The sequence below is a fragment of the Microcella sp. genome (assembly GCF_025808395.1).
Classification (GTDB): domain Bacteria; phylum Actinomycetota; class Actinomycetes; order Actinomycetales; family Microbacteriaceae; genus Microcella.
Genome location: NZ_CP075524.1, coordinates 496,600 through 519,400 on the forward strand (window position 1 = coordinate 496,600; position 22,801 = coordinate 519,400).

General features: G+C 68.7%; 24 protein-coding genes and 3 tRNA genes. 18 read left to right on the forward strand and 9 right to left on the reverse strand.

Going from position 1 to position 22,801, the window contains the following annotated elements:
- Positions 1–8 precede the first annotated feature (8 nt).
- The 7 genes from KIT89_RS02450 (at position 9) to KIT89_RS02480 (ending at position 4,442) form a co-directional block, all read left to right on the forward strand.
- Entirely contained in the window at positions 9–812 is an 804-nt protein-coding gene (locus KIT89_RS02450; protein ID WP_297602921.1) for an ATP-binding cassette domain-containing protein, read from the forward strand.
- 38 nt (positions 813–850) lie between these two features.
- Positions 851–1,900 (forward strand): NAD(P)-dependent oxidoreductase, encoded by a 1,050-nt coding sequence (locus tag KIT89_RS02455; RefSeq protein WP_297602922.1) that lies wholly within the window; start codon positions 851–853, stop codon positions 1,898–1,900.
- Positions 1,901–1,952: 52 nt separating this feature from the next.
- Positions 1,953–2,028 (forward strand) — tRNA-Asn (locus KIT89_RS02460).
- 90 nt (positions 2,029–2,118) lie between these two features.
- Positions 2,119–3,030 (forward strand): ATP-binding protein, encoded by a 912-nt coding sequence (locus KIT89_RS02465; RefSeq protein ID WP_297602923.1) that lies wholly within the window; start codon positions 2,119–2,121, stop codon positions 3,028–3,030.
- Positions 3,027–3,431, forward strand: coding sequence for a response regulator transcription factor (locus KIT89_RS02470; RefSeq protein ID WP_297602924.1), 405 nt, complete (start codon positions 3,027–3,029; stop codon positions 3,429–3,431). The genes KIT89_RS02465 and KIT89_RS02470 overlap by 4 nt, the downstream gene beginning before the upstream one ends.
- Entirely contained in the window at positions 3,415–4,134 is a 720-nt protein-coding gene (locus tag KIT89_RS02475) for an AzlC family ABC transporter permease (RefSeq protein ID WP_297602926.1), read from the forward strand. Before KIT89_RS02470 ends, KIT89_RS02475 begins: the two co-directional genes overlap by 17 nt.
- Entirely contained in the window at positions 4,131–4,442 is a 312-nt protein-coding gene (locus KIT89_RS02480; protein ID WP_297602927.1) for an AzlD domain-containing protein, read from the forward strand. The genes KIT89_RS02475 and KIT89_RS02480 overlap by 4 nt, the downstream gene beginning before the upstream one ends.
- 11 nt (positions 4,443–4,453) lie before the next feature.
- On the opposite strand, the gene def is transcribed toward KIT89_RS02480, so the two are convergent.
- Positions 4,454–5,020: a peptide deformylase gene (def, locus tag KIT89_RS02485; RefSeq protein WP_297602928.1), complete on the reverse strand. Its 567-nt coding sequence runs from the start codon at positions 5,018–5,020 to the stop codon at positions 4,454–4,456.
- A gap of 40 nt (positions 5,021–5,060) precedes the next feature.
- On the opposite strand from def, the gene KIT89_RS02490 reads away from it, so the two are divergent.
- From KIT89_RS02490 to KIT89_RS02515, 6 genes are all read left to right on the forward strand, one after another.
- Positions 5,061–5,978 (forward strand): DMT family transporter, encoded by a 918-nt coding sequence (locus tag KIT89_RS02490; RefSeq protein WP_297602929.1) that lies wholly within the window; start codon positions 5,061–5,063, stop codon positions 5,976–5,978.
- A gap of 125 nt (positions 5,979–6,103) precedes the next feature.
- Positions 6,104–7,339: a glycosyltransferase gene (locus KIT89_RS02495; protein WP_297602930.1), complete on the forward strand. Its 1,236-nt coding sequence runs from the start codon at positions 6,104–6,106 to the stop codon at positions 7,337–7,339.
- Positions 7,340–7,394: 55 nt separating this feature from the next.
- Positions 7,395–7,468: transfer RNA gene (locus KIT89_RS02500), tRNA-Ile, on the forward strand.
- Between the two features lie 33 nt (positions 7,469–7,501).
- Positions 7,502–8,245 carry a hypothetical protein gene (locus KIT89_RS02505; protein WP_297602931.1) on the forward strand — a complete coding sequence of 248 codons (744 nt, stop codon included), beginning with the start codon at positions 7,502–7,504 and terminating at the stop codon, positions 8,243–8,245.
- Between the two features lie 78 nt (positions 8,246–8,323).
- On the forward strand, positions 8,324–9,154 hold the full coding sequence (locus KIT89_RS02510; RefSeq protein ID WP_297602933.1) for a DUF1684 domain-containing protein: 831 nt from the start codon (positions 8,324–8,326) through the stop codon (positions 9,152–9,154).
- Between the two features lie 39 nt (positions 9,155–9,193).
- Positions 9,194–10,813 (forward strand): bifunctional 3'-5' exonuclease/DNA polymerase, encoded by a 1,620-nt coding sequence (locus tag KIT89_RS02515; protein WP_297602934.1) that lies wholly within the window; start codon positions 9,194–9,196, stop codon positions 10,811–10,813.
- Positions 10,814–10,815: 2 nt separating this feature from the next.
- Here the strand turns inward: KIT89_RS02515 and KIT89_RS02520 are convergent, their stop codons facing one another.
- The gene (locus KIT89_RS02520) at positions 10,816–11,370 is read right to left on the reverse strand and encodes a PadR family transcriptional regulator (protein ID WP_297602935.1); all 555 of its coding nucleotides are present in this window, start codon (positions 11,368–11,370) and stop codon (positions 10,816–10,818) included.
- 204 nt (positions 11,371–11,574) lie between these two features.
- Here KIT89_RS02520 and KIT89_RS02525 point away from each other — a divergent pair, with 204 nt between their 5' ends.
- Entirely contained in the window at positions 11,575–12,078 is a 504-nt protein-coding gene (locus KIT89_RS02525) for a DUF3145 domain-containing protein (protein WP_297602936.1), read from the forward strand.
- A gap of 99 nt (positions 12,079–12,177) precedes the next feature.
- Here the strand turns inward: KIT89_RS02525 and KIT89_RS02530 are convergent, their stop codons facing one another.
- The 6 genes from KIT89_RS02530 to aceE all read right to left on the reverse strand — a co-directional run bounded on the left by KIT89_RS02530 (position 12,178) and on the right by aceE (position 19,819).
- Positions 12,178–13,410, reverse strand: coding sequence for a beta-ketoacyl synthase (locus KIT89_RS02530; RefSeq protein WP_297602937.1), 1,233 nt, complete (start codon positions 13,408–13,410; stop codon positions 12,178–12,180).
- A gap of 92 nt (positions 13,411–13,502) precedes the next feature.
- The gene (locus KIT89_RS02535; RefSeq protein WP_297602939.1) at positions 13,503–13,751 is read right to left on the reverse strand and encodes an acyl carrier protein; all 249 of its coding nucleotides are present in this window, start codon (positions 13,749–13,751) and stop codon (positions 13,503–13,505) included.
- 88 nt (positions 13,752–13,839) lie between these two features.
- On the reverse strand, positions 13,840–14,847 hold the full coding sequence (locus KIT89_RS02540) for a beta-ketoacyl-ACP synthase III (protein ID WP_297602940.1): 1,008 nt from the start codon (positions 14,845–14,847) through the stop codon (positions 13,840–13,842).
- Positions 14,844–15,758, reverse strand: a complete 915-nt coding sequence (locus tag KIT89_RS02545) for an ACP S-malonyltransferase (RefSeq protein ID WP_297602941.1) — start codon at positions 15,756–15,758, stop codon at positions 14,844–14,846. Before KIT89_RS02545 ends, KIT89_RS02540 begins: the two co-directional genes overlap by 4 nt.
- A gap of 85 nt (positions 15,759–15,843) precedes the next feature.
- Complete coding sequence (locus KIT89_RS02550; RefSeq protein ID WP_297603885.1) at positions 15,844–17,022, reverse strand: CdaR family transcriptional regulator; 1,179 nt, start codon at positions 17,020–17,022, stop codon at positions 15,844–15,846.
- 70 nt (positions 17,023–17,092) lie between these two features.
- Complete coding sequence (aceE, locus tag KIT89_RS02555) at positions 17,093–19,819, reverse strand: pyruvate dehydrogenase (acetyl-transferring), homodimeric type (protein WP_297602942.1); 2,727 nt, start codon at positions 19,817–19,819, stop codon at positions 17,093–17,095.
- Between the two features lie 144 nt (positions 19,820–19,963).
- Between aceE and KIT89_RS02560 the strand changes: the two genes are divergently transcribed.
- Complete coding sequence (locus KIT89_RS02560; protein WP_297602943.1) at positions 19,964–20,434, forward strand: peroxiredoxin; 471 nt, start codon at positions 19,964–19,966, stop codon at positions 20,432–20,434.
- Positions 20,435–20,475: 41 nt separating this feature from the next.
- Positions 20,476–20,548, forward strand: a tRNA-Val gene (locus tag KIT89_RS02565).
- Between the two features lie 12 nt (positions 20,549–20,560).
- Here the strand turns inward: KIT89_RS02565 and KIT89_RS02570 are convergent.
- Entirely contained in the window at positions 20,561–20,863 is a 303-nt protein-coding gene (locus KIT89_RS02570) for a hypothetical protein (protein WP_297602944.1), read from the reverse strand.
- Positions 20,864–20,937: 74 nt separating this feature from the next.
- Between KIT89_RS02570 and KIT89_RS02575 the strand changes: the two genes are divergently transcribed.
- Both KIT89_RS02575 and KIT89_RS02580 read left to right on the forward strand, forming a co-directional pair.
- The gene (locus KIT89_RS02575; RefSeq protein WP_297602945.1) at positions 20,938–21,879 is read left to right on the forward strand and encodes a hypothetical protein; all 942 of its coding nucleotides are present in this window, start codon (positions 20,938–20,940) and stop codon (positions 21,877–21,879) included.
- 25 nt (positions 21,880–21,904) lie between these two features.
- Positions 21,905–22,795: an EamA family transporter gene (locus KIT89_RS02580; RefSeq protein ID WP_297602946.1), complete on the forward strand. Its 891-nt coding sequence runs from the start codon at positions 21,905–21,907 to the stop codon at positions 22,793–22,795.
- Positions 22,796–22,801: the final 6 nt, after the last annotated feature.

Genomic DNA, 22,801 nt, shown 5'->3' on the forward strand with positions numbered 1-22,801 from the left:
TCGCACGGGTGACCGAACCTGCCGTGCGTGCTCGAGATCTCACGCTGCGGTATCGCGGCCCGGTCGGGCGCAAGGCAGTGCAGGCAATCACGGGCGTCAGCCTCGACATCGCCCCCGGCGAGACTCTCGCGGTGGTCGGCGATGCGGGCAGCGGCAAGAGCACGCTCGCTCAAGCGATCGCGGGCTACACCTCGCGCAGTGTCGACCGCGGAGTCGACATCGCGGGCGGGGCGCTCGAGGTGCTCGGCATCGACGTGCGCCGCTTGCGCCGGCACCACGACGACGAGCTGGCCTTGCGCGTGGGCTATGTGCCCCAAGACGCGGGTGCGGTGCTCGACCCGCACTTGACCGTGGGCGAGAACGTGGCGGTGCCCCTCTTTCAGCGCGACCCCAAGCTGTCGAAGTCGTTCGCGGGCGGGGTCGTCGCCGAGGCGATCGACGCGATGCACTTGACGCTCGCGACGATTCCGAAGTATCCATACGAGCTCAGTCGAGGGCAGCGTCAGCGCGTCGCGATCGCGAGGGCCCTCGTGCTCGACCCCGACCTGCTGGTCGCCGATGAGGCGACGGCCGGCATCGACGCCACGGTGCGCGGCACGATTCTCACGCACCTCGCCGAGGTGCAGCGTCGGCGCGGCTTCGCGGCCTTCGTCGTGAGCAGCGAGATCGGCGAGGTGCGCCGCCTGTCGCACCGGCTCGCGGTGCTGCACCGCGGCACGATCGTCGGCATGGGCGACATCGACGCGGTGCTGCGCGATGCCACTCACCCCTACGTTCGACGGCTCGCCGAGCTCAGCGCCGCCCGGGTCTGAGCCCGCATCGCCGCCACCGACCGAGAGAGGCAGACCCCGTGCAGACCCCTGATCGCATGTCTCAGTCGGTGAATGCCGCGTTCGACGCCGCCTTCGTGCCGGTCGACCAACACCGAGACCCGGCCGCCGGTCGTGGTGCTCTGCCGCCTCGCCGACCTGAGCCGGGCCCGATCGCGGTGCTGCCGCAGGTCTCTGCGCTGTTCACCGAGGCGGTGCGGGCCGGGGGCGCCGAGGTCGCCGACCTGGGCCCAGACACGCGGGGGCTGATCTGGCTGAGCGAGCAGCGTGCCGACGAGCTGGCGTCGATTCTGGATGCTCACCCCGGCATCGGCTGGGTGCAGCTGCCCTGGGCAGGTGTCGACGTTTTCGCCGAGGTGCTGGCCCGCTACGCCGACGGCTCGGGGCCGGTGTTCACGAGTGCGAAGGGCGCATACTCAGAGCCGGTCGCCGAGCACGCTGTCGCCCTCAGCCAGGCAGTGCTGCGCGAGTTCGCGCCCAAGGCACGCGCGGCGCGGTGGCAGCCGAGGCGCACGGGGCGCTCGCTCTACGGCCTGCGGGTCGTGATCGTCGGAGCGGGGGGAATCGCTGCGGAGATCATCCGTCTGCTGCAGCCCTATCGCGTGCACATCACGGTCGTTCGCCGCACCGATGCGCCGATGGCGGGGGTGCAGCGCACCGTCACCGCCGAAGCCCTTCTCGGCGTGCTGCCCGAGGCCGACGTGCTGATGCTCGCGGCGGCGTCGACCGAGTCGAGTCGACACCTCATCGGCGCGGCCGAGCTCGCCGCGCTGCCGACGGGCGCCGCGCTCGTGAACATCGCGCGGGGCGCCCTCGTCGATCATGATGCGCTGGCCGACGCTCTCGCGCGGCAGCACCTCGCGGGCGCGGGCCTCGATGTCACCACTCCCGAACCGCTTGACGATGGTCATCGACTCTGGAGCGAACCGCGGTGCCTCATCACCTCGCACTCGGCCGACACGCCAGAGATGACGGCTCCGCTGCTCGCGGGCCGCATCACCGAGAATGTGCGCGGCTTTCTCGGTGACGGGCGATTCGTGGGTCTCGTCGACCCGGCCGCCGGCTACTGACGTCATCGGCGACCCTCGCGGTTCTGCTAAGTTAGGAGGGCTGTTTCAGCGATCCTCGATAGCTCAATTGGCAGAGCAGCCGGCTGTTAACCGGCAGGTTCTTGGTTCGAGTCCAAGTCGGGGAGCCACCGCTCCTCCCGCACCTTTTCGCACTCGGTCCACCGCGGGCCGTGGTGCGGATCGTGCACCAGAGGCCCAGCACGAGAGGACCACCGGCGATGGAAGCGTGGATCACCGAGAATCTCATGGCTGCCGCCATGGTCGCCGCCGCCATCGGGGCGAGCCTGCTGCTGCTCGTCATCGTGCTGCTCGTGGCGTGGATCAGAGCGCGCCGCCGCGCAGCGGGCTCAGAATTCGATCGCACCGCCGCAGAGCGCCAGCGCATCGAGCTCGAACTCTCGCTCGCCGAGCAGGCCGGCCGACTGCGCATCATTCGAGAGCTGCACGAAGTCTCGGTGCACGCGCTCTCGGTCATCGTCAGTCAGGCAGATGGTGCCCGCTACGCCGCCACTGCTGACCCTGCTGCCGCGTCTCGCAGCGCGGCGGTCATCGCCGACTCCGCTCGCGCGACGCTCGCCGACCTTCGGCGCGTCATGGCCGTCGCGCGCGAGGGCGAAGCGAGTGCAGCGCCGCACCCGCGCCTCAAGTCGACCCGCGAGCTGTTCGCCGTCATGCGCGAGTCTGGCCTCGAGGTCGAGTTCGAAGAGTCGGGGCAGCCGTTCGAGCTGAAGCAGGGTGCAGAACTCGCCATCTACCGCATTCTGCAGGAGGCGCTCGCGAACGCGCTGAGCTATGGCGGGCCGGGCACCGAGGTGCGCGTCGGGTTCACGTGGGGTGATGACGGTCTGCACGTTCGCGTCGACGATGACGGCATCAGGGCGTCGGCCCGGCGTGACGGGCTGGACCCCAACGACGCGAGCGCAGTGGCGTACACGATCGACGACGACCTCAAGGCGCTCACTGACGAGCCGAGCGGGCGCGGCATCACCGAGATGCGGTCGCGCGCTGAGCTGTACGGCGGAATCCTGACCGCGTCGACGGTGCCCGGTGTGGGGTTCTCGCTCTCTGTCGTGTTTCCGGGCCTGCGCTTCGACGGCGGTTCGCGCGGGGTGAAGTCGGGCAGCTCGTGACGGTCAGGGTACTCATCGCCGACGACTCGAGCCTGCAGCGCAGCGGATGGCGGATGGTGCTCGAGTCGCAGCCAGACCTCGAGATCGTCGGAGAGGCCGGCGACGGCGCTCGCGTGCTCGCGATCGTGCGCCGCGAACCCACCGACGTCGTGCTCATGGACGTGCACATGCCGCGAGTCAACGGGCTGGTGGCCAGTGAGCGCATTCTCACCGACGCAGCCGTGCGCGAACTCGGCGCGCCGCCGCGCATCGTGCTCGCGACAGCGCTCGAGCTCGACGACCACCTGGCCGAAGCGGCGCGCGCCGGAGTCTTCGCGGTGATTCACAAAGACACCGACCCAGAATCGTTGTTCGACATCGTGCGTGCCGCCGCGTCGGCCGTCGATGGCCGCGCAGACTGAGCGCAGGGCGGCCTGGCGCGCGTCGCTTGCCGTCGCCCTGGCCGTCTCCGCCTACGGCATCTCATTCGGCGCTCTCGCCGTGGCCTCGGGCCTCGACATAGTGCAGACGTGCGTGCTGAGCGTCGTCATGTTCTCGGGCGGGTCGCAGTTCGCCCTCATCGGCGTGCTCGCCACGGGAGGCACCGCCGCGGGTCCGGCGGCCATCGCCGGCGCGACGCTGTTGGGCCTGCGCAACGGCCTCTATGCCATTCGCGTGTCACCGATCATCGGCCCCGGGTGGGCCAAGCGTCTGCTCGCCGGCCACTTCACGATCGATGAGTCGACGGCAGTCGGCACTGCCCAGCCGACGCTCGAGAGCCAGCGCATCGGCTTCTGGGCGACTGGAGCGATGATCTACATCGGGTGGAACCTCACGACCCTGCTCGGTGCCATTCTCGGCGACCAGCTCGGCGACGTGCGGCAGTGGGGGCTCGACGCCGCGGCCGCGGCGGCCTTTCTCGGTCTGCTCTGGCCGCGCCTGACAGCGCTGCAGCCGGTCGCGGTGGCGATCGCCGCGGCGGTCGTCGCCGTCGTGCTCATCCCGGTGCTGCCGCAAGGTGTGCCGGTGCTGGCCGCCGCGCTGGTCGCCGTCATCGTCGGGCTCACCAACCTGTTCGGCACCGACGGCACGGCGCGCAGTGCTGAGTCGAGGGAGTCGACATGACCATCTGGCAGATCATCATCGTCGCCTCGATCGCCGTGCTCGCCATCAAGCTCATCGGGTATGCCGTGCCCCCGAAACTGCTCGAGTCTGCACGCGCGGCTCGCACGGCCGAGTTGACGACGGTCGCGCTGCTGGCGGCGCTCATCGTGGTGCAGACGGCGGGAATCGGTCAGGGCATCATGATCGATGCACGGCTGCCGGCGATCGTCGTCGCCGCCGTCTTGTTCGCCCTGAGGGTGCCCTTCATCGTCGTCATCATCGCGGCTGCTGCCACCGCGGCAGGGCTGCGACTGCTCGGCTGGTCATGATGATCAGCTGCTCAGCCCTCGAGATCGTCTTCGCCGGGCATCCAGCTCTGGCCAGGTGAGCCCCACGAGCGCTTGCGAATCGCCTTCGCGGCCGCCTTGCTGTGAGGGTGCTGCAGTCGATCGACGTAGAGCACGCCCTCGAGATGATCGAACTCGTGCTGGAAGATGCGGGCCAACCACCCGTGCGCGTCGATCTCGAAGTGCTCGCCCTCGAGGTTCGTGGCTCGCAAGAGCGCTCGATCTGATCGCGACAAGGCGAACCGTTCGCACGGCACCGAGAGGCAGCCTTCTGCGTCGAGGTCGACGTCGGGCTCGCCGACCGGGGGAGGGCTGACGAGCAGCTCGGGGTTGATCGCGACACCCCTCCACTGCACGTCGTCGCTGTCGGTGTAGTCGAACACGAAGACTCGAGCATCCACCCCCACCTGCGGAGCCGCGAGACCGACTCCAGGTGCCGCCTGCATCGTCTCGACCATGTCTGCCACGAGGGTGCGCACCTCGTCGTCGATCTCGACGACCTCAGCAGCCCGACGGTGCAGAACGGGCTCGCCGGTGATGACAATGCGAAGAGCGGCCATTCGTTCAGAATATCGACCTCGTGGGGAGTAGATTGACCGGGTGCTGGGCGACTTGAGCGACGTGACCGAACAGATCTCGCTCACCCCATACCAATCGATCGGCATTCCCATCGCCTTGGTGGGTGCCGTCTTTCTCGCCCTCGGCGCCCAGTTGCAGCACCGCGGGGTGTCGACCGTCGAGACCACGCACGGCGATGGCTCGAAGGCGGGGCTGAGCCTCGCCCAACTGACCCGACTGCTCGCGCGCCCATCGTGGCTGCTGGGCACCACGATGCTCGGCCTCGCCATACTCTTTCAGCTCACGAGCCTCGGCTTCGCGCCCCTCATCGTGGTGCAGCCGCTGGGGGTCGTCGCACTCGTCGTCACCGCGATCGTCAATGCGCGAGTCTCGAAGCACCGCCTCGACCGCCACGCAGTGCGCGCCATCGCCATGTGCGTCACCGGCGTGGGCATCTTCGTCGCGATCGCGGCCGTCTACGCGGTGGAGAAGCCCATCACCGAGGTGCAGCTCTTGACCGTGCTCGCCGTGCTCGGCGTCATCACTGCGGCCTTCGGCGTCGCGTTCGCACTGAGCCGCCGCGTCGTCGGAGCCATGTTCTACATCGTGGGCGCCGGTGTGCTGTTCGGCTTCGTCGCGACGCTCGCGAAGGTCGTCATCAACCGCATCCTCAACGGCAACTTCGAGTGGCTCACCGTGATCGCCATGGTCGCGCTGCTCGCCTCAACGGCACTCGGGGCCTACTTCGTGCAGACGGCCTACTCGGTGGGCTCACCAGACCTCGTCATCGCGGGGCTCACCGTGATCGACCCGCTCGTCGCGGTGCTCATCGGCGTCATCGTGCTCGGCGAAGCCGCGCAGATTCCCCCCGCCTTCGCCATCGTGGCCGTCGTCGCCGGAACCGTCGCCATCATCGGCGTGCTGCAGCTCGCGAAGCACCACCCGCAGACCCACCGCTAGCTCTTCGACAGAGGTGGCGCGTGAGAGGCGCCCGCCCGCGCACCTGCGGTAGCGTAGAGAGAAGGTATTCCTCGTGTCCACGGCGCGATCGCGCCCACCGTCGAGAAGCAAGGATCACCCCCACCGTGCCTGATGCACCGCATCCCGCAAGCGATTCACCTCGCCCCCTGAAGATTCTGATCGGCGGAGACACATTCGGGCCCGACGTCAACGGTGCCGCGAAGTTCGCCGAGCGCCTCGCCGCTGGCCTCGTCGAGCGCGGCCACGAGGTGCACATCGTCGCCCCCGGCGCAGAAGACGGCCCCAATGTCACGCGCACCGAGGTGCACGAGGGCCAGCCCATGACCGTGCATCGGCTTCGCTCGTGGCGCTGGCGCCCGCACCCCTGGCTGCGATACGCCCTGCCGTGGCGCATCGAGCAGAACGCCGCCCGCATTCTCGACGCCGTGAAGCCCGACGTCGTGCACTTTCAATCGCACATCGTCGTCGGCCGCGGGCTCGCAAGAGAGGCCGCCAAGCGCGGCATCAGGGTCATCGGCACCAACCACTTCATGCCGGAGAACGCCCTGCAGTTCACTCCGTTCATCGGTGCACTGCGCGAGCCGGCCATTCGCATGGCGTGGAAGGCGGCGGGGCGAACGTTCGGTCTCGCTGAAGCAGTCACGACGCCGACGCGCAAGGCTGCCGACTACATCGAGCGATACACCGAGCTGAGCGGAGTGCACCCGATCAGCTGCGGGCTGCACATCGATCACTACACACCCAACATGGCCCCGCGATCTGAGAACGTGGTGCTGTTCCTCGGCCGAGTCGAGGCCGAGAAGCACATCGAAGAGCTGCTGCGCGCAGCGGCGAAGCTCGACCCGGCCCTCGATGTTCGGGTCGAGATCATCGGAGACGGTGAGCAGCGGCCCGCGCTCGAGAAGCTCGCGACCCAGCTCGGCATCGCGCACCGAGTGCACTTCGCAGGCCACGCGCCCGAAGACTACTTGAAGCAGCAGCTCACGCGAGCATCCGTCTTCGCCATGCCGTCGCGAGCCGAACTGCAGTCGATCGCCACCATGGAGGCCATGGCGTCTGGGCTGCCCGTCATCGGCGCCAACGCCATGGCGCTGCCGCACCTCATTCACGATGGTGAGAACGGCTACCTCTACGAACCGGGAGACGTCGACCACTTCGCCGAGCTGCTCACGCGCATCTTCACGATGCCGCACGACGAGCTGCTCGCGCTCAAGGCCGAGAGCCTGCGCATCGTGCAAGCCCACGACATCAACCGCACGCTCGACACCTTCGAAGCGCTCTACCGAGGTGAAGAGGTCATCGACCCCATCGTCGATGACGCCGACGCGATCGCTCCCTGAACCGTGCCGCTCCACTCGATAGAGTGGGCGCTGGTCGTGCTCTCGGGTGCACCACGGGGCGGTAGCTCAGCTGGTTAGAGCAGTGGACTCATAATCCATCGGTCACGGGTTCAAGTCCCGTCCGCCCTACGAACGTCGTCAGGGCCGCCGGAAGGAGCCACCGTGTCGTCGAACGTCATCGCTTCACGGGCCAGCGCTCGAACGGTGCACGCCGTGTCGGCCGCCGCCCACCTCGTGATCGCAATCGCGCTCGGGGCGCTCGCCGCCGCCCAAGCCTCGATTCTGCTGCCTGTGTCGCTGTCGGTGCCCGTCGGCGCCCCGCTCGGAGCCTTCGCCAGCGTCGATTTCGCCGCGGCTGCCGCGATCGTCATGCTGATCGGGGCCACGGCACATGCAGCACTGGCGCTCGGTGCCGCGGCTGGCGGCGACGGAGTGCAGTCGAGGCTGCTGCAGCTCGTCGCGTTCGCCCAGGCCTCGGGCATCACGGTGTTTCTCATCGCGCAGCTCAACGGGGTGACCGAGGCCGGAGCACTCATTCTGATCTACGCCTTCGGCGGCGGCGCAGCGGGGCTGCTCTGGCTGCAGGCCCGCGAGACCGACGACCGGCTGCGCACCCGTTGGCCGTTCAGCTTCGGCGCCGGGCTCGCGGTCGTGCCGTGGGGCATCGTCGCGCTGTACCAGGTCGTCGCGCTCGTCGCAGGCGCACCCCCTGCGCCGATCGTGCGCGTGCTCACTGTGGTCATCCTGCTCATCGTGGCGCTCGCCTGGTTCACCGAGCGTCGCTGGCAGCTCGGCCTCACGCCGGCGCCCCGGGCGGCACTGCTGCACTCGGTGCTCTCGCTGGCCAACGGCATCGCGCTGCTGGTGCTCGCCGCGGGCCTCTCGCGCCCGTCGGCGCTGCTCTAGCCCCCATCGGCGCCGGGTGTCGGGAATCACCGCGCGTCGACGCTCGTTGCACTCGCTGAAGCCGACAGGATGGATGACATGACCGAGACCGCCGCCCCCTCGACCCCCGCTGAGCGGTACGCAGTCTTCCGCGAGCGTCGCGCTCTGGCCGCTGTGCAGCCGCAAGGCCCCCTGGCGCTCGTCAACACTCAGTGGGTCGGCGACGAGCAGACCATCTGGGGGGTGCCGGGGCGCTGGACACCCGCTCCGAAGGGCACGAGCGGCCTCACGGTGACCGCCGAGGCTGCGGAGGGCATCCACGTCGACGGCGTGCTCGTCGACGGCACGGTGCTGGTGCGAGGCAAAGACGACCCTGCGCCCTCGAGCGTGCAGTTCGACGATCACACCACCGGATTCGTCATCGCCGGCGACGACGGTCTCTACGCCCTGAGGGTCTGGGATTCGCAGAGCGAGGGCATACAGAAGTTCGGATCGATCGACGCATTCGACTACGACCCCGACTGGGTCATCACCGGCACGTTCCGTGAGATCGACGGCGGCTCGGTCATGGGATTCGAGCACCTGAAGAGCGATGGCAAGACGCGAGATGCCGTCGTGCCAGGCGAGATCAGGTTCACGCACGACGGTGCCGAGTACGACATCGCGGCATTCAAAGCCGGCAACGCGCTGCAGCTCGTCTTCGCCGACGCCACCAACGGAGACGACACCTATAGCGTGGGTCGGTTCTTGTTTCTGGCGCCGAACCCCGACGGTTCGATCACGCTCGATTTCAACACCGCCATCCTGCCGCCCTGCGCGTTCAGCTACGCCTTCAACTGCCCGCTACCGCCGAAGCAGAACCGGTTTCCGTTCCGCATCGAGGCGGGCGAGAAGAACGTGCTGGCGAGCGACGGCACGCTGCTGCACTGATCGCGCCCGCATGCCGTCGCCCACCGGCAGACTGTGAGCATGCACATCGTCGTCGACCGGCGCCCCGAGGGGCTGGCGGTGGTCGACGAGAGCGGCGCAGAAGCGCTCGTGCCTGCGGAGTCGTTCGCGGCGCACGTGCGCGAGCGCGAAGCCGAGCATCCGCGATGGGTCTGGACTGACACCGCGCAGTGGTACCCCGCCCTGCTGCGGGCGGGAGTGCGCGTCGAGCGCTGCCACGACCTGCGGCTCGTCGACGCGATTCTTGCGGGCATCGAGGGTCGGCCGCCGCGCACCGAGTGGGGCAAGGCAGTGCCCGTGCGCGCCAACACGCTGTTCGACTTCGATTCGGGGCAGGATGCTCGCACCGCCCCGTCTGCGCCCGACGTCTTCGCCGAGCAGCGGGCTGCGATCGCGGCTCAACCCTCGCCAGGGCGCACCGCTCTGCTCGCCGCGGCCGAGTCGGCCGGAGCCCTCGCCGCCGCCGAGATGGAGTTCGTCGGACTGCCGTGGAACGCCGAGGCGCACCACCAATTGCTCGTGGAGGCGCTCGGAGAGCGCCCGCCGCCTGGTCGTCGACCGCCCGCGCTCGAGCGGCTTGCCGGCGAAGTGGAAGCGCTGCTCGACGTCGGCCCGGTGCCGATCGACTCTCCGCCCGAGCTCGTGAAGTCACTGCGACGTGCGGGACTCGACGTGCAGAGCACGCGATCGTGGGAGCTGAAGAAGCTCGATCACCCCGCCATCGCACCACTGCTGCAATACAAGTCGCTCAGCAGACTGCTGACGGCCAACGGGTGGAACTGGCTCGAGGAGTGGGTGCACGATGGCAGGTTTCGGCCCACCTTCGTGCCGGGCGGGGTGGTCACGGGCCGGTGGGCCTCTGACGGCGGGGGAGCCCTGCAGCTGCCGAAGCAGGTGCGATCAGCGGTGCAGGCCGATGCTGGCTGGGCGCTCGTGGTCGCCGACGCCGCTCAACTCGAGCCGCGCGTGCTGGCAGCGCTGTCGGGCGACGCGGCGATGGCGCAGGCCGGTGCCGGCGTCGATCTCTACGCCGGGATCGTCGCGAGCGGTGCCGTCGAGTCGCGTGAGCACGCGAAGGTGGGCATGCTCGGGGCGATGTACGGCGGCACGACGGGCGTTAGCGCCCAGGTGCTGCCGAGGCTCGCCCGCTCGTTTCCGCGAGCCATCGGGTTCGTCGAGGCGGCCGCGAGGGCGGGGGAGCGTGGGGAGCGCGTCGAGACTCGCCTCGGCCGAACGTCGCCCCGACCCGGCGCCGAGTGGCGTGAGCGGCAGTCGATGGCGAGTTCTGACGGTGCGGGCGAGGCTGATCGTGCCCGCGCCCGCAGCGAGTCGCGCTCGTGGGGTCGGTTCACACGAAACTTCGTCGTGCAGGGCACGGCCGCAGAGTGGGCGCTGTCGTGGATGGCCGGAGTGCGCCGCAGGCTGTGGCAGCCCGAGCTCGGCCCGATCGAGCAGCAACCGCACCTCGTGTTCTTCTTGCACGACGAGCTCATGGTGCATGCGCCTCTCGATCGCGTCGATGAAGTGCAAGCGGCACTGCACGACGCGGCCTTCGACGCCGCGCGCATCGTCTTCGGGGCGACGCCCGTGACCTTTCCGGTGACGGTCGCCGTCGTGCAGCGGTACAGCGACGCGAAGTAGCCTCAGGCTGGGGGATGCGCTGCGTCGACAGCCCGCCGGCCGCGACGGCGGCGATCGGTTCGCAGGGGCCAGGGGTCGATGTCAGGCAGCGAGTCGAGCCAGGCGAGGGCCGCTGACTGCAGCAGTCGTGCGGCGTGCTGCGCGGCGGCCTGGGAGGCGCCGCCCGTCGGGTCGACGACCTCGTCAGACGTGCCGCGACGGGGCGCCCAGAGCGTGCGGAAGTTGGCGATGAGGGTGGGCAGATGGTTGCCGGGAAGCGAGATCGCGAGCAGCACACGCTCGACCATGTCGTGCCAGTCGGCTAGGTCGGGCTCGGTCAGGTACATGCGCGCCTCGATGGCTCCCGCGTCGGTCAACTGATACAGCGGCAGATTGTCTGGTGTGCTGCCGGCATCTTCGATGAGCGCGTCGCGACGAAGGCGGTCGAGGGTCGAATACACCTGGCCGACGTTGAGGGGCGCGTCGCGGCGGGTGCGTTCGACGACCTCGGCGTGCAGCTGGTAGCCGTAGGCCGGCCCGAGCGTGAGAACGGCGAGGAGGGAGTGTCGCAGCGTCATGCGTCAACACTATGCCGCGTATGCATGCGCAGAGACTATGCGTGCGCCTGTTCACGCGATTGTCACGAAAGGAATGACACTCTTGTGATTCTGCCGCTCAGTGGGGCATAATTCGTTCCAACGGGCAACCGTTGAAACTGAATACGCCGCACACTCCGTGCCAGGTCGATGGGGAAGTCGCACCTGAACGAAACGGAGTGAACAGTGGCTGATGCAACGGCTCGCGGAGTGCTCTTTGTGCACTCCGCTCCTCGCGCGCTCTGCCCCCACATCGAGTGGGCTGCCGGTCGCGCCATCGATCGCGCCGTGAACTTCGAGTGGATCGAGCAACCCGCGCTCAAAGGTGCCCAACGCACCGAGTTCGTGTGGGAGGGCGAGAGAGGCACGGGCGCGAAGATCGCGAGCGCCCTGCGCGGGTGGGAGCACTTGCGCTACGAGGTCACCGAAGACGCCGGACTCGGCACCGACGGCGGCCGCTGGATGCACACGCCCGACCTCGGCATCTTCTTCGCGCAGACCGATGTCGCCGGCAACACCGTGATACCCGAAGACCGCATCCGCTACGCGATGGAGGTCGCGGGCAGCAACGCACTCGAACTGCACCGTGAGCTGCGACTCGCCCTCGGACAGGCCTGGGATGACGAGCTCGAAGCCTTCCGCCACGCGGGCGACGGCTCACGCGTCGTGTGGCTGCACCGCGCTGGCTAGGTGCGCCGCCGCTTCTGCGGCGCACGCGCTTCGCGCGCCGTACACGCCGCCGCGCTGCGCTGGGCTGGCTAAGTGCGCCGCCGCGCTCCGCTCAGCCGGTTAGACGCTGCGGAAGGCGACGACCGAGTTGTGGCCGCCGAAGCCGAACGAGTTCGAGATGGCCAAGAGCGGCCCGTCGCCGAGCGCTCGCGGCGACGTCACGATGTCGAGCGGAATCTGCTCGTCTTGAGTGTCGAGGTTGATCGTCGGCGGCGCGGTGCGCTCGTGCAGCGCGAGAATCGTGAACACGGCTTCCAGTGCTCCGGTGCCGCCGAGCAGGTGGCCTGTCGACGCTTTGGTCGCCGATACGGGGATCTGCCGCACGCGGTCGCCGAAGACGCGCTCGAGCGCGTTGTACTCGGCGATGTCACCGACCGGGGTCGATGTGGCGTGGGCGTTGATGTGAGACACCTCGTCAGGGGTGGCTCCCGCTTGCGCGAGCGCGGCAAGCACGGCGCGAGCGGCACCTGAACCCTCGGGGTCGGGGGCGGTGATGTGGAACGAGTCGCTCGTCACCGAACCGCCAGCCAGCTCGGCGTAGATGCGCGCGCCGCGCGCCATGGCGTGCTCTTTCGTCTCGAGCACAATGGCGGCAGCGCCCTCGCCGAGCACGAATCCGTCGCGGTCGACGTCGTAGGGGCGCGAGGCCGCAGCAGGGTCGTCGTTGCGCTTCGAGAGCGCCTGCATCGAGGCGAACGCCGCGATCGGCAGGGGGTGCACGACGGCTTCGGTGCCGCCGGCGACGACGACGTCGGCGAGGCCCTGCTGCAGGTGCTCGTAGGCGTTGGCGATGGCTTCGGTGCCCGACGCGCAGGCAGAGACGACGGTGCGGGCTCCGGCCCGAGCGCCGAGGCCCATGCTGATCGCCGCGGCGGCCGCGTTGGGCATGAGCATGGGGATGGTCATCGGCAGGACGCGCCGGGGGCCCTTCTCGCGCAGGGTGTCCCATGCATCGAGCAGGGTCCAGAGCCCGCCGATGCCGGTCGCGTAGTCGACGAGGATGCGTTCGGGGGCGACGTCGGGCGACCCGGCGTCAGCCCAGGCTTCGCGGGCCGCGATGAGGGCGAACTGCGCCGAGGGGTCGAGCCGCTTGATCTCTTGGCGCTCGAGCACGTCTTCGGGGCGCACTTTCGCCTCGGCGGCGAAGGTGACGGGCAGCTCGTGCTCGGCCACCCAGTCATGCTCGAGGGTGTGGGTTCCCGACTCCCCTCGCAGCAGGGCGTCCCAGCTCTCGCGAGCGGTTCCGCCGATGGGTGAGGTGGCACCGATTCCGGTGACGACGATCGTGGTCATAGCGTCAACTCTCTGCAGGTGGTGGTTCTGCGCGGGTTCGCCGGGGTCGCCGTGGTGGCCGACCCCGGGCGTTCCGCGCGTCGTGACGTCGGCTAGGCCGAGGCGTTCACGATGAAGGTGACGGCGTCACCGACCGTGGTCAGGTTCTTGACCTCTTCGTCGGGAATCTTGACGTCGAACTTCTCTTCGGCGTTCACGACAATGGTCATCATCGAGATCGAGTCGATGTCGAGGTCGTCGGTGAACGACTTGTCGAGCTCGACCGAGTCGGTGGCGATGCCCGTCTCGTCGTTGATGAGTTCTGCGAGTCCGGCGAGAACTTCTTCGGTGGACAGTGCCATGGTTATCTCCTTGTGGGTGTCGTATGACCGTGCATAATCCTAGGGCGGGCCGGGGCCGAGCGCAGTCGAGCGCGCGGATCACCGTCTGTTACGGCAACCGCACCACCTGGGCTCCGTAGACGAGGCCTGCCCCGAACCCGATCTGCAGGGCGAGTCCGCCGCTCAGTTCGGGATGCTCGTCGAGCAGCCGGTGCGTCGCGAGCGGTATCGACGCCGCCGAGGTGTTGCCGGTCGTGGCGATGTCGCGCGCGACCACCACGCTCTCGGGCAGCTTCAGCTGCTTGGCGAACTCGTCGATGATGCGCATGTTGGCCTGGTGGGGAATGAACGCGGCGAGCTGATCTGAGGTGATTCCGGCGGCGTCGAGCGCCTGCTGCGCCACCTTCGCCATCTCCCACACCGCCCAGCGGAAGACCGTCTGACCTTCCTGGCGCAGGGTCGGGTACTCGCCGTCGGGGTCGTCGAAGGCTTCTTTGAACGGCCTGTCCATGCCCACGGCATCCCACTTCGAGCCGTCTGAACCCCACACGGTGGTCGCAATGCCGGGGGTGTCGCTCGGCCCGACGATGGCGGCCCCGGCGCCGTCGCCGAGCAGAAACGAGATGGTGCGATCGGTGGGCTTGGCGTAGTCGCTGAGCTTCTCGGTGCCGACGACGAGCACATACTCTGCCAGGCCTGCGCGCACGAAGGCGTCGGCCTGGGCGATGCCGTAGGTGTAGCCGGCGCACGCCGCAGACACGTCGTATGCTGGGGCGGGTGCGGCCCCGATGCGCTCGGTCAGCAGCGCGGCGAGAGAGGGCGTCTGCACGGTGTTGCTGATCGTCGAGACGATCACTGCGCCGATCTGGGTGGGCGAGATGCCCGCGCGCTCGATGGCCTCTCGAGCGGCCGTCTCGGCGAGGTCGACCGCGTTGACCGATGCCGAGGCTCGCGTGCGGGTGATCACTCCGGTGCGCTGCCGAATCCACTCGTCGCTTGAGTCGATGGGCCCGGCGATCTCGTCATTGGTGACGATGAGGTCGCCGCGCGCGGCTCCGACGCTGTAGATGCGCGTGAACGGTGCGCCGACTGACTGCGTGAGCGTGGGCTGTGTCATGAGTTCTCCAGCATGTCGATGGCGGCGGCGAGGTCGTCGGGGCTCGTGACGGCGATGGTCGGCACTCCCTTGAGGCCGCGCTTGGCGAGGCCGACGAGTGCGCCTGCGGGCAGCAGTTCGATGATGCCGGTCACCCCCGCGTCGGCGAACGACTGCATGCACAGGTCCCAGCGCACGGGCGATGACACTTGACCGATCAGCAGGTCGACGAAGTCGGCGCCGACGTCGACGCGGCTGCCGTCGCGGTTGGTGTACAGGGGGATGCTCGGCTCACCCGGCACGACCGTCGAGGCCGCGCTGCGCAGGCGCTCGACCGCGGTGCTCATGTAGCTCGTGTGAAACGCGCCGGCGACCTGCAGCGGGATGACGCGAGTGCCCGGCACCGGTTCGGCGGCGAGGGCCGCGAGGTTGTTCAGCTCACCGGCGACCACGGTCTGGCCGCCACCGTTGACGTTCGCGGCATCGAGGCCGAGCTCGGTGAGCCGCGCAGCGAGCGCATCGGGGTCACCCCCGATGACGGCGCTCATGCCCGTCGGAACAAGCGCGGCAGCGTCGGCCATCGCTCGGCCGCGCTCGCCCACGAGGCGCAGGGCGTCGCGGTCGCTGAGCACGCCGGCGATCGCCGCTGCGGCGAACTCTCCCACCGAGTGGCCGGCGACGGCGCCGACACGGTCGCGTCGGCCGTCGAGCAATGCGGCAGCGCACAGGAGGCTCGCTGCGACGATGAGCGGCTGGGCGATGGCGGTGTCGCGAATGGTGTCGGCGTCTGACACCGTGCCGTGTTCGATGAGGTCGACTCCGGCCGCCTCCGAATACTGCGCCAGTCGGTCTCGGTGGGCGGGGTCGGCAACCCATGGCTGCAAGAACCCGGGCTTCTGAGACCCTTGGCCGGGGGCCACGACGACGATCATGAACTCAATCCTCCCAAGGTGGGGTGAGGGGTGCGGGTGGGGATGTCGTTGACAAACGTACAACGACGTTGTGGGCCTTCTACAGTCAGCGTCGGGCGGGCGGCTCGGGCTCCGCGATCGATCCGACGATCAGGGCGCACTGCAGAATCAGCGCCTCGCGCGCCCCGGTCGCATCCCAGCCGATCACTTCGCTGATGCGCTTCAGCCGATATCGCACCGTGTTGGGATGCACGAAGAGCTCGCGAGCAGTCGCCTCGAGGCTGCGACCGTTGTCGAGGTAGGCCCACAGGGTGACGAGCAGTTCGGGGTTGTGCGCCTTGAGCGGCTTGTAGATGCGGTTGATCAGGGTTCCGCGGGCGATCGGGTCGCCTGCGAGAGCCCGTTCGGGCAAGAGATCGTCTGCGAGTGTCGGTCGTGGGGCGTTCCGCCACGAGCGCGCGACCGCGAAGCCCGCGAGGGCTGCCTTGGCGCTCTTGCCGGCCTCGACCACGTCGGGAACCTCGGGCCCGAGCACGAGGTGGCCGGCGCCGAAGCTGGGCTCGAGCGCTTCGGCGATCTGCGCGAAGGTGTGCGCGTGCTCGAGCGGAGCATCCTGCTCTCCGCGAGGTGTCGCCCGGCCGATCACCACCACCAGGCGGCTGCCCTGCACGCCGATGAGCACGTCGGCGTCGACGTGCCGGGCCGTGCGGCGAATCTGGTCGACATCGACGATGCGCGGGGCGGTGCCGACGAGCACGCACACTTCGCCGTGACCGTTCCAGCCGAGCGCTGCGATGCGGCTCGGCAGCTCGTTGTCGTACTCTCCGCTGAGGATCGAGTCGACGACGAGAGCTTCGAGCCGGGCATCCCACAGCCCGCGTGCCTCAGCGGCGCGCGCATAGACGTCAGCCGCCGCGAAGGCGATCTCGCGACTGTAGAGCAGAATGCCGTGCCGCAGGTTCTCGTCGCGATCGCGCACGCGCTCTTCGACGACTTCGACGACGACACGGATGAGCTGCAGCGTCTGCTGCAGGCTGACCGAGCGCAAGAGCTCGCGCGGCGCTGCCCCGAACACGTCGGCGGCGATCCACGGCTGCGAGGTGGGGTCGTCGTACCAGCTGATGAACGAGGTGATGCCGGCCTGTGCGACGAGACCGACGGCAGATCGCCTGCTGGGGGGCATCGTGCCGTACCAGGGCAGTGTGTCGTCGAGTCGCTTGAGCGTCGCCGTCGCCAATTCACCCGAGATGTTGCGCAACCACTGCAGTGTCTGCGCTTTGGTCAGCTCTGCCACCGTGCTCCTTCGGTGAAGCGAGGGGGCGAGGCCCTCACGGCCGCCGCCCCCTCGACCGGTGCTATGACTCGCCGCCCGCTGAGCCGGTGGTTCCGGCCGTCACGTCGTAGAGACGGTACTTCTCGATCGCAGCGCCGACAGCGCTCGGGTCAACCTCACCGCGCCGCACCAGCTGCTGCAGGGTGCGCACCACGATCGACGGGCCGTCGATGGTGAAGAAGCGCCGAGCCGCGGGTCGGGTGTCGCTGAATCCGAAGCCGTCAGCGCCGAGCGTCGCGTAGTCGCCGGGAACGAACTGCCTGATCTGGTCGGGCACCGCGTGCATGAAGTCGGTGACGCCGATGAATGGCCCTTCAGCGTGCTGCAGCTTGCGCGTGACGTACGGCACCTTGGGCTCTTCGTGGGGGCGCAAGAAGTTGTGCTCGTCGACGGCGAGCCCGTCTCGACGCAGCTCGTTCCACGACGTCACGCTCCACACATCGGCGGCGACATTCCAGTCGTCGGCGAGCAATTGCTGGGCCTCGAGCGCCCACGGCACGGCGACGCCGGAGGCGAGAATCTGTGCCTTCGGGCCGATGACGGGGCTCTGCGCGAGCAGGTAGATGCCGCGCAGCACTCCGTCGACGTCGAGGTTCTCGGGTTCGGCGGGCTGCACGTTGGGCTCGTTGTAGACCGTCAGGTAGTACATGACGTTCGGCTCGGGGTGCGTCTCGCCGTACATGCGCTCAAGGCCGGCTCGCACGATGTGGCCGATCTCGTAGCCGTAGGCCGGGTCGTAGGTCACGACCGCAGGGTTGGTGCTCGCGAGCAGCGGCGAGTGCCCATCGGCGTGCTGCAGCCCTTCGCCCGTGAGCGTCGTGCGACCCGCCGTGGCGCCGATGATGAAGCCACGGGTCATCTGGTCGCCTGCCGCCCAGAACGCATCCCCCGTGCGCTGGAAGCCGAACATCGAGTAGAAGACATACACCGGGATGAGCGGCTCTCCGTGCGTCGAGTAGCTCGACCCGACGGCGGTGAAGGCGGCCACCGCTCCCGCCTCGTTGATGCCGGTGTGGATGATCTGGCCCTGCGGGCTCTCTTTGTAGGCCAGCAGCAGTTCGCGATCGACCGAGGTGTAGTGCTGCCCGTTCGGGTTGTAGATCTTCGACGTCGGAAAGTAGGCGTCCATGCCGAACGTGCGCGCTTCATCGGGAATGATCGGCACAATGCGGTGACCGAAGTCTTTCGACCGCAGCAGGTCTTTCAGCAGTCGAGCGAACGCCATGGTCGTCGCGACCTCTTGCTTGCCAGAGCCCTTCTTCACGACGTCGTAGGTCGAGGCGGGCGGCAGTGCGACCTGCGTGTACTTCGAACGGCGCTCAGGCACGAACCCGCCCAGCGCGCGCCGGCGCTCGAGCATGTACTCGATCGCCGGGTCGGTCTCGCCCGGGTGGTAGTAGGGCGGCTGGTACGGGTCGGCCTCGAGCTGAGCATCCGTGATCGGAATCCGCATCTCGTCACGGAACTGCTTGAGGTTGTCGAGCGTGAGCTTCTTCATCTGGTGGGTCGCGTTGCGACCCTCGAAGCTGGGGCCCAGGCCGTAGCCCTTGACGGTCTTCGCGAGAATCACGGTGGGCTGGCCCTTGTGCTCGCTCGCCGCCTTGAAAGCCGCGTAGACCTTGCGGTAGTCGTGGCCGCCGCGCTTGAGCTTCCAGATCTGGTCATCGCTGTAGTCGGCGACCATCGCCGCGGTGCGCGGGTCGCGCCCGAAGAAGTGCTCGCGGATGAACGCGCCCGACTCTGCCTTGTAGGTCTGGTAGTCGCCGTCGGGAGTGCGGTTCATGAGGTCGCGCAGCGCGCCCTCGTGGTCTTGGTCGAGCAGGGCATCCCATTCGCGCCCCCAGATGACCTTGATGACGTTCCATCCGGCACCGCGGAAGAAGCTCTCGAGCTCTTGAATGATCTTGCCGTTGCCGCGCACCGGGCCGTCGAGGCGCTGCAGGTTGCAGTTGATGACGAAGTTCAGGTTGTCGAGGCCGTCGTTGGCGGCGAGCTGCAGCGCTCCGCGGCTCTCGACCTCGTCCATCTCGCCGTCGCCCAAGAACGCCCACACCTGGGTGTCGTCGGCCTCGGCGATGCCGCGGTGGGTGATGTACTTGTTGAGCTGCGCCTGGTAGATCGCGTTGATCGGCCCGAGACCCATCGACACCGTCGGAAACTGCCAGAAGTCGGGCATGAGGCGCGGGTGCGGGTAGCTCGACAGCCCGCCGCCTGCGTGCGACTTCTCTTGACGAAAACCGTCGAGCTGCTGCGGGCTCACACGGCCTTCGAGAAAGGCGCGGGCGTACATGCCGGGGGAGGCGTGGCCCTGGTAGAACACCTGGTCGCCGCCGCTGGGGTGATCGAGACCCCGGAAGAAGTGGTTGTTGCCGACCTCGTAGAGGGCCGCGCTCGACGCGTAGGTCGAGATGTGCCCGCCCACGGCGATGCCCGGCCGCTGGGCGCGGTGCACGGTGATCGCGGCGTTCCAGCGAATCCAGGCGCGGTATCGGCGCTCGATCTCTTCGTCACCCGGAAACTCGGGCTCGTTCTCCGGCGCGATCGTGTTCAGGTAGTCGGTCGTCGGCACCATCGGCACGCCGAGGTGCAGCTCTTTCGACCGCTTGAGCAGGCTGAGCATGATCTCGCGACCGCGCTGCGGGCCGCGCTCGTGAACGACCGCGTCGAGCGACTCGTTCCATTCCGCCGTTTCTTCCGGATCTGCATCCGTGTGTTCGACCGAATACGGATCCTGGTCGTTGACCGTCACCCTTGACCTCTTCCTGGTGGTAGACAGAGTGTGTCGGCACGAGCGCGGCGGCCGGGTTGCGGCGCGCGATCGTACGAGCGATGTCGAGTCTAGTCACCCTGCCCCGTGCCTTCTGCGCGGGCCCGAGCGCACCGGAGGGCGCCCATGGCCGCTGACGCACTGATCGCCCCTGGGCAGTCTGCGCCCGACTTCGAGCTGCGCGATCAGTTCGGTCAGTCTGTCGCCCTCCGCAGCTTTCGCGACGCCTCTGCCGTGGCGCTCGTGTTCTTTCCCCTAGCCTTCACCGCCACCTGCACGAGCGAGTTGTGCGAGCTGCGCGACAACCTGGCGCTGTTCGACGGTGCGGGCGTGCGACTGCTCGGCATCTCGGTCGACTCGACGGCCACCCTGCGCGAGTTCGCCGACCGAGAGGGCTACACCTTTCCACTCTTGGCCGACTTCTGGCCGCACGGCGGCGTCGCACAGCGGTATGGCGCCTTTCTGCCCGACAAGGGGTTCGCGGCCCGCGCCACGGTGCTGGTCGACAACTCAGGACTCGTGCGCGCCTCGTTCTGTTCTCCACCCGGCGAGGCGCGAGAACTCGCGGCCTATCGTCAAGCGCTCGCGACGCTGTGAGTCGATCGTCCTGAGTTGTCAACGGTACGCTGGGGTCGTTGGGGCTCTTAGCTCAGCTGGTAGAGCGCCTCGTTTACACCGAGGATGCCGGGGGTTCGAGTCCCTCAGGGCCCACCCATCGAGCCGTCAGGCGAGGGGCGCTGCGAGAGTGGATTGCGCTGCCCGAACGGCGTCGACCCAGGCGCTGAGGGCGGGCCATTCGTGCGCCTCGACCGTGACGGCGATCGCTGGTCCGCGGCCGCCGCCCTGCGTGCTGATGACGGCCTTGTATCGATGGTGCTGGTCGGGGCCAGAGACTTCGACGATGGCAAGGGCGAGGTGCAGGCGGTAGGTGTCGTAGGCGTTCGCTGTGAACATGGCGACCTGATCACCGTCGAGCGACAGCACGGCCTGGCCGAGCACCACATCGTTTACTCGAACCCAGGCCATGCGGTGAGCGTAGCAACGGTGCATTCCCTTCGACCAGGGCCGACCCTGTCAGTGCACCTGCTTACGGTGGCAGTGTGCCGCAGAGTGTCGAGCAGTGGTGGGCGCGCCGTCAGTGTGTGACGGGCGAGCAGACCCCGTATGCGATCGGTCGCTATCGCGATGCGTGGGCTCCGTTCACCGTTCTCGTCGAGCAGTTCCGCCCGGAGCGCAACGGCGAGCTCGTGCTGTCGCAGATTCCGCCGGCGGCCGATGTCTACCTCGTCTGGGTGTGCTCGATCGGCCATGAGTTCGTTGCCACGCCGACTGAGCAGCGCTCTCGGCCGGGCCGCTCGCGCTCGTCTCGCTCGTGGTGCCCCGTCTGCGCCGAGCCTTCAGCCCTGCGGCCCGCGCGCCGCTGGCCGCCAGCCCCTGTCGTCGACAATTCAGGACAACGTGCATCCGTATCGCGTTCATCTCGCGTCCCAGCGCGCGTGGCCGGCACCGCACGGGATGTTCGTCCTGAGTTGTTGACACCGCAGGCGGCGCGGCGTGCGGCCCTGCAGGGTGCGCGGCCCGCGGCAGAGGTGCGCCCGGGTGAGGCGTTCGTGAGCGCGGCGGCCTCGCACGCGACCTCGGCCATGCAGGGCGAGTTGCGGCGGCTGCTCGAGAAGCGGCTCGATCTCGAGTTCGCGTTCACCGCCGTGCGCGTGCGCACCCCGTTCTTCGGCAAGCTCGAGGTGTGGCCCGACGTGATCGTCGCCGAGCTGGCAGTCGCGATCGAGCTCGACACCGTCGGGCGCAACGGCGACGAGCACGTCGGGCGGCGCGAGCGCTCTGACCGCCGCAAAGACCAGCTGCTGCGCGAGGTCGGGTGGCATGTCATCAGGCTGCGGTGCCGCCCGCTGCGCGCTCTCGGCCCCGACGATCTGGTGGTCGCGGGAGTATCGGCGTCAGCGGTCGACGCGCTCATCGAGCGCATCGGCGAGGTGCGTGGCGCGCTGCTCGTCGAGGCATACTGTCGCAGTGCCGGCGCGTAGCCCGGCGTGCGCCAGAATGAACAGCGTGTCGTCTGCCGTCTGGGCCCTCGTTGCCGCGTGTGTGCTGTGGGGCACGACCGGCACCGCCGCCACGTTCTTCTCGAGCGACGTCAGCCCGCTCGCGATCGGCGCGAGCACCATGGCGCTGGGCGGCGCTCTGCTATTCGCCACCAATCGCGGGCCATCGTGGGCGGTCATCCGCGACCGCTCGGCTCGTGCGTGGCTGCTCGCCGCCGCCGCGGGCATGGTCGCCTACCCGTTGGCCTTCTACGCGTCGATGAATCTCGCCGGCGTCGCGATCGGCAACGTCGTGTCGCTCGGCTCTGGCCCCCTCTTCGCGGCGGTGATCGAGTGGGTGGTGCACCGAGACCGGTTGACCTGGCGCTGGATGCTGAGCGCGAGCACCGCCATCGCCGGTGTCGCCCTGCTCGTCGCCGGCGGGCACGGCTCCGGCTCGCCCGTCGACCCGTCGGGCATTCCGCTCGGCGTCGCCCTCGGGCTCGTCGCGGGGGCGGGCTATGCGCTCTTCACCTTCGCCTCGGGAACGGTGATCAGGCGGGGCCACACGGGTCGCGCGACCATGGGTGCGGCGTTCGGCATCGCCGCGCTGCCGCTCGCCGTCGTGCTGCTCGTCACGGGTGCTCCGCTGCTTGGCAGCGCGCAGAACGTCGGCATCGCCGTCTATCTCGCGGTCGGGCCGATGTTCGTCGCCTACCTGTTCTTCGGCTGGGGCATCAGGGCGTTGCGCTCGAGCACCGTCACGGTGATCACGCTGCTCGAGCCCTTCGTGGCCACGCTGCTCGCGGTGGCTGTGGTCGGCGAGCGGCTCGAGCCGCTCGGCTGGGTGGGGCTCGCGCTCATCATTCTCGGAGTTGCCGTGCTTTCCTCGGCTCGGCAACCGCGTCAGGTGCCGTGACCGCCC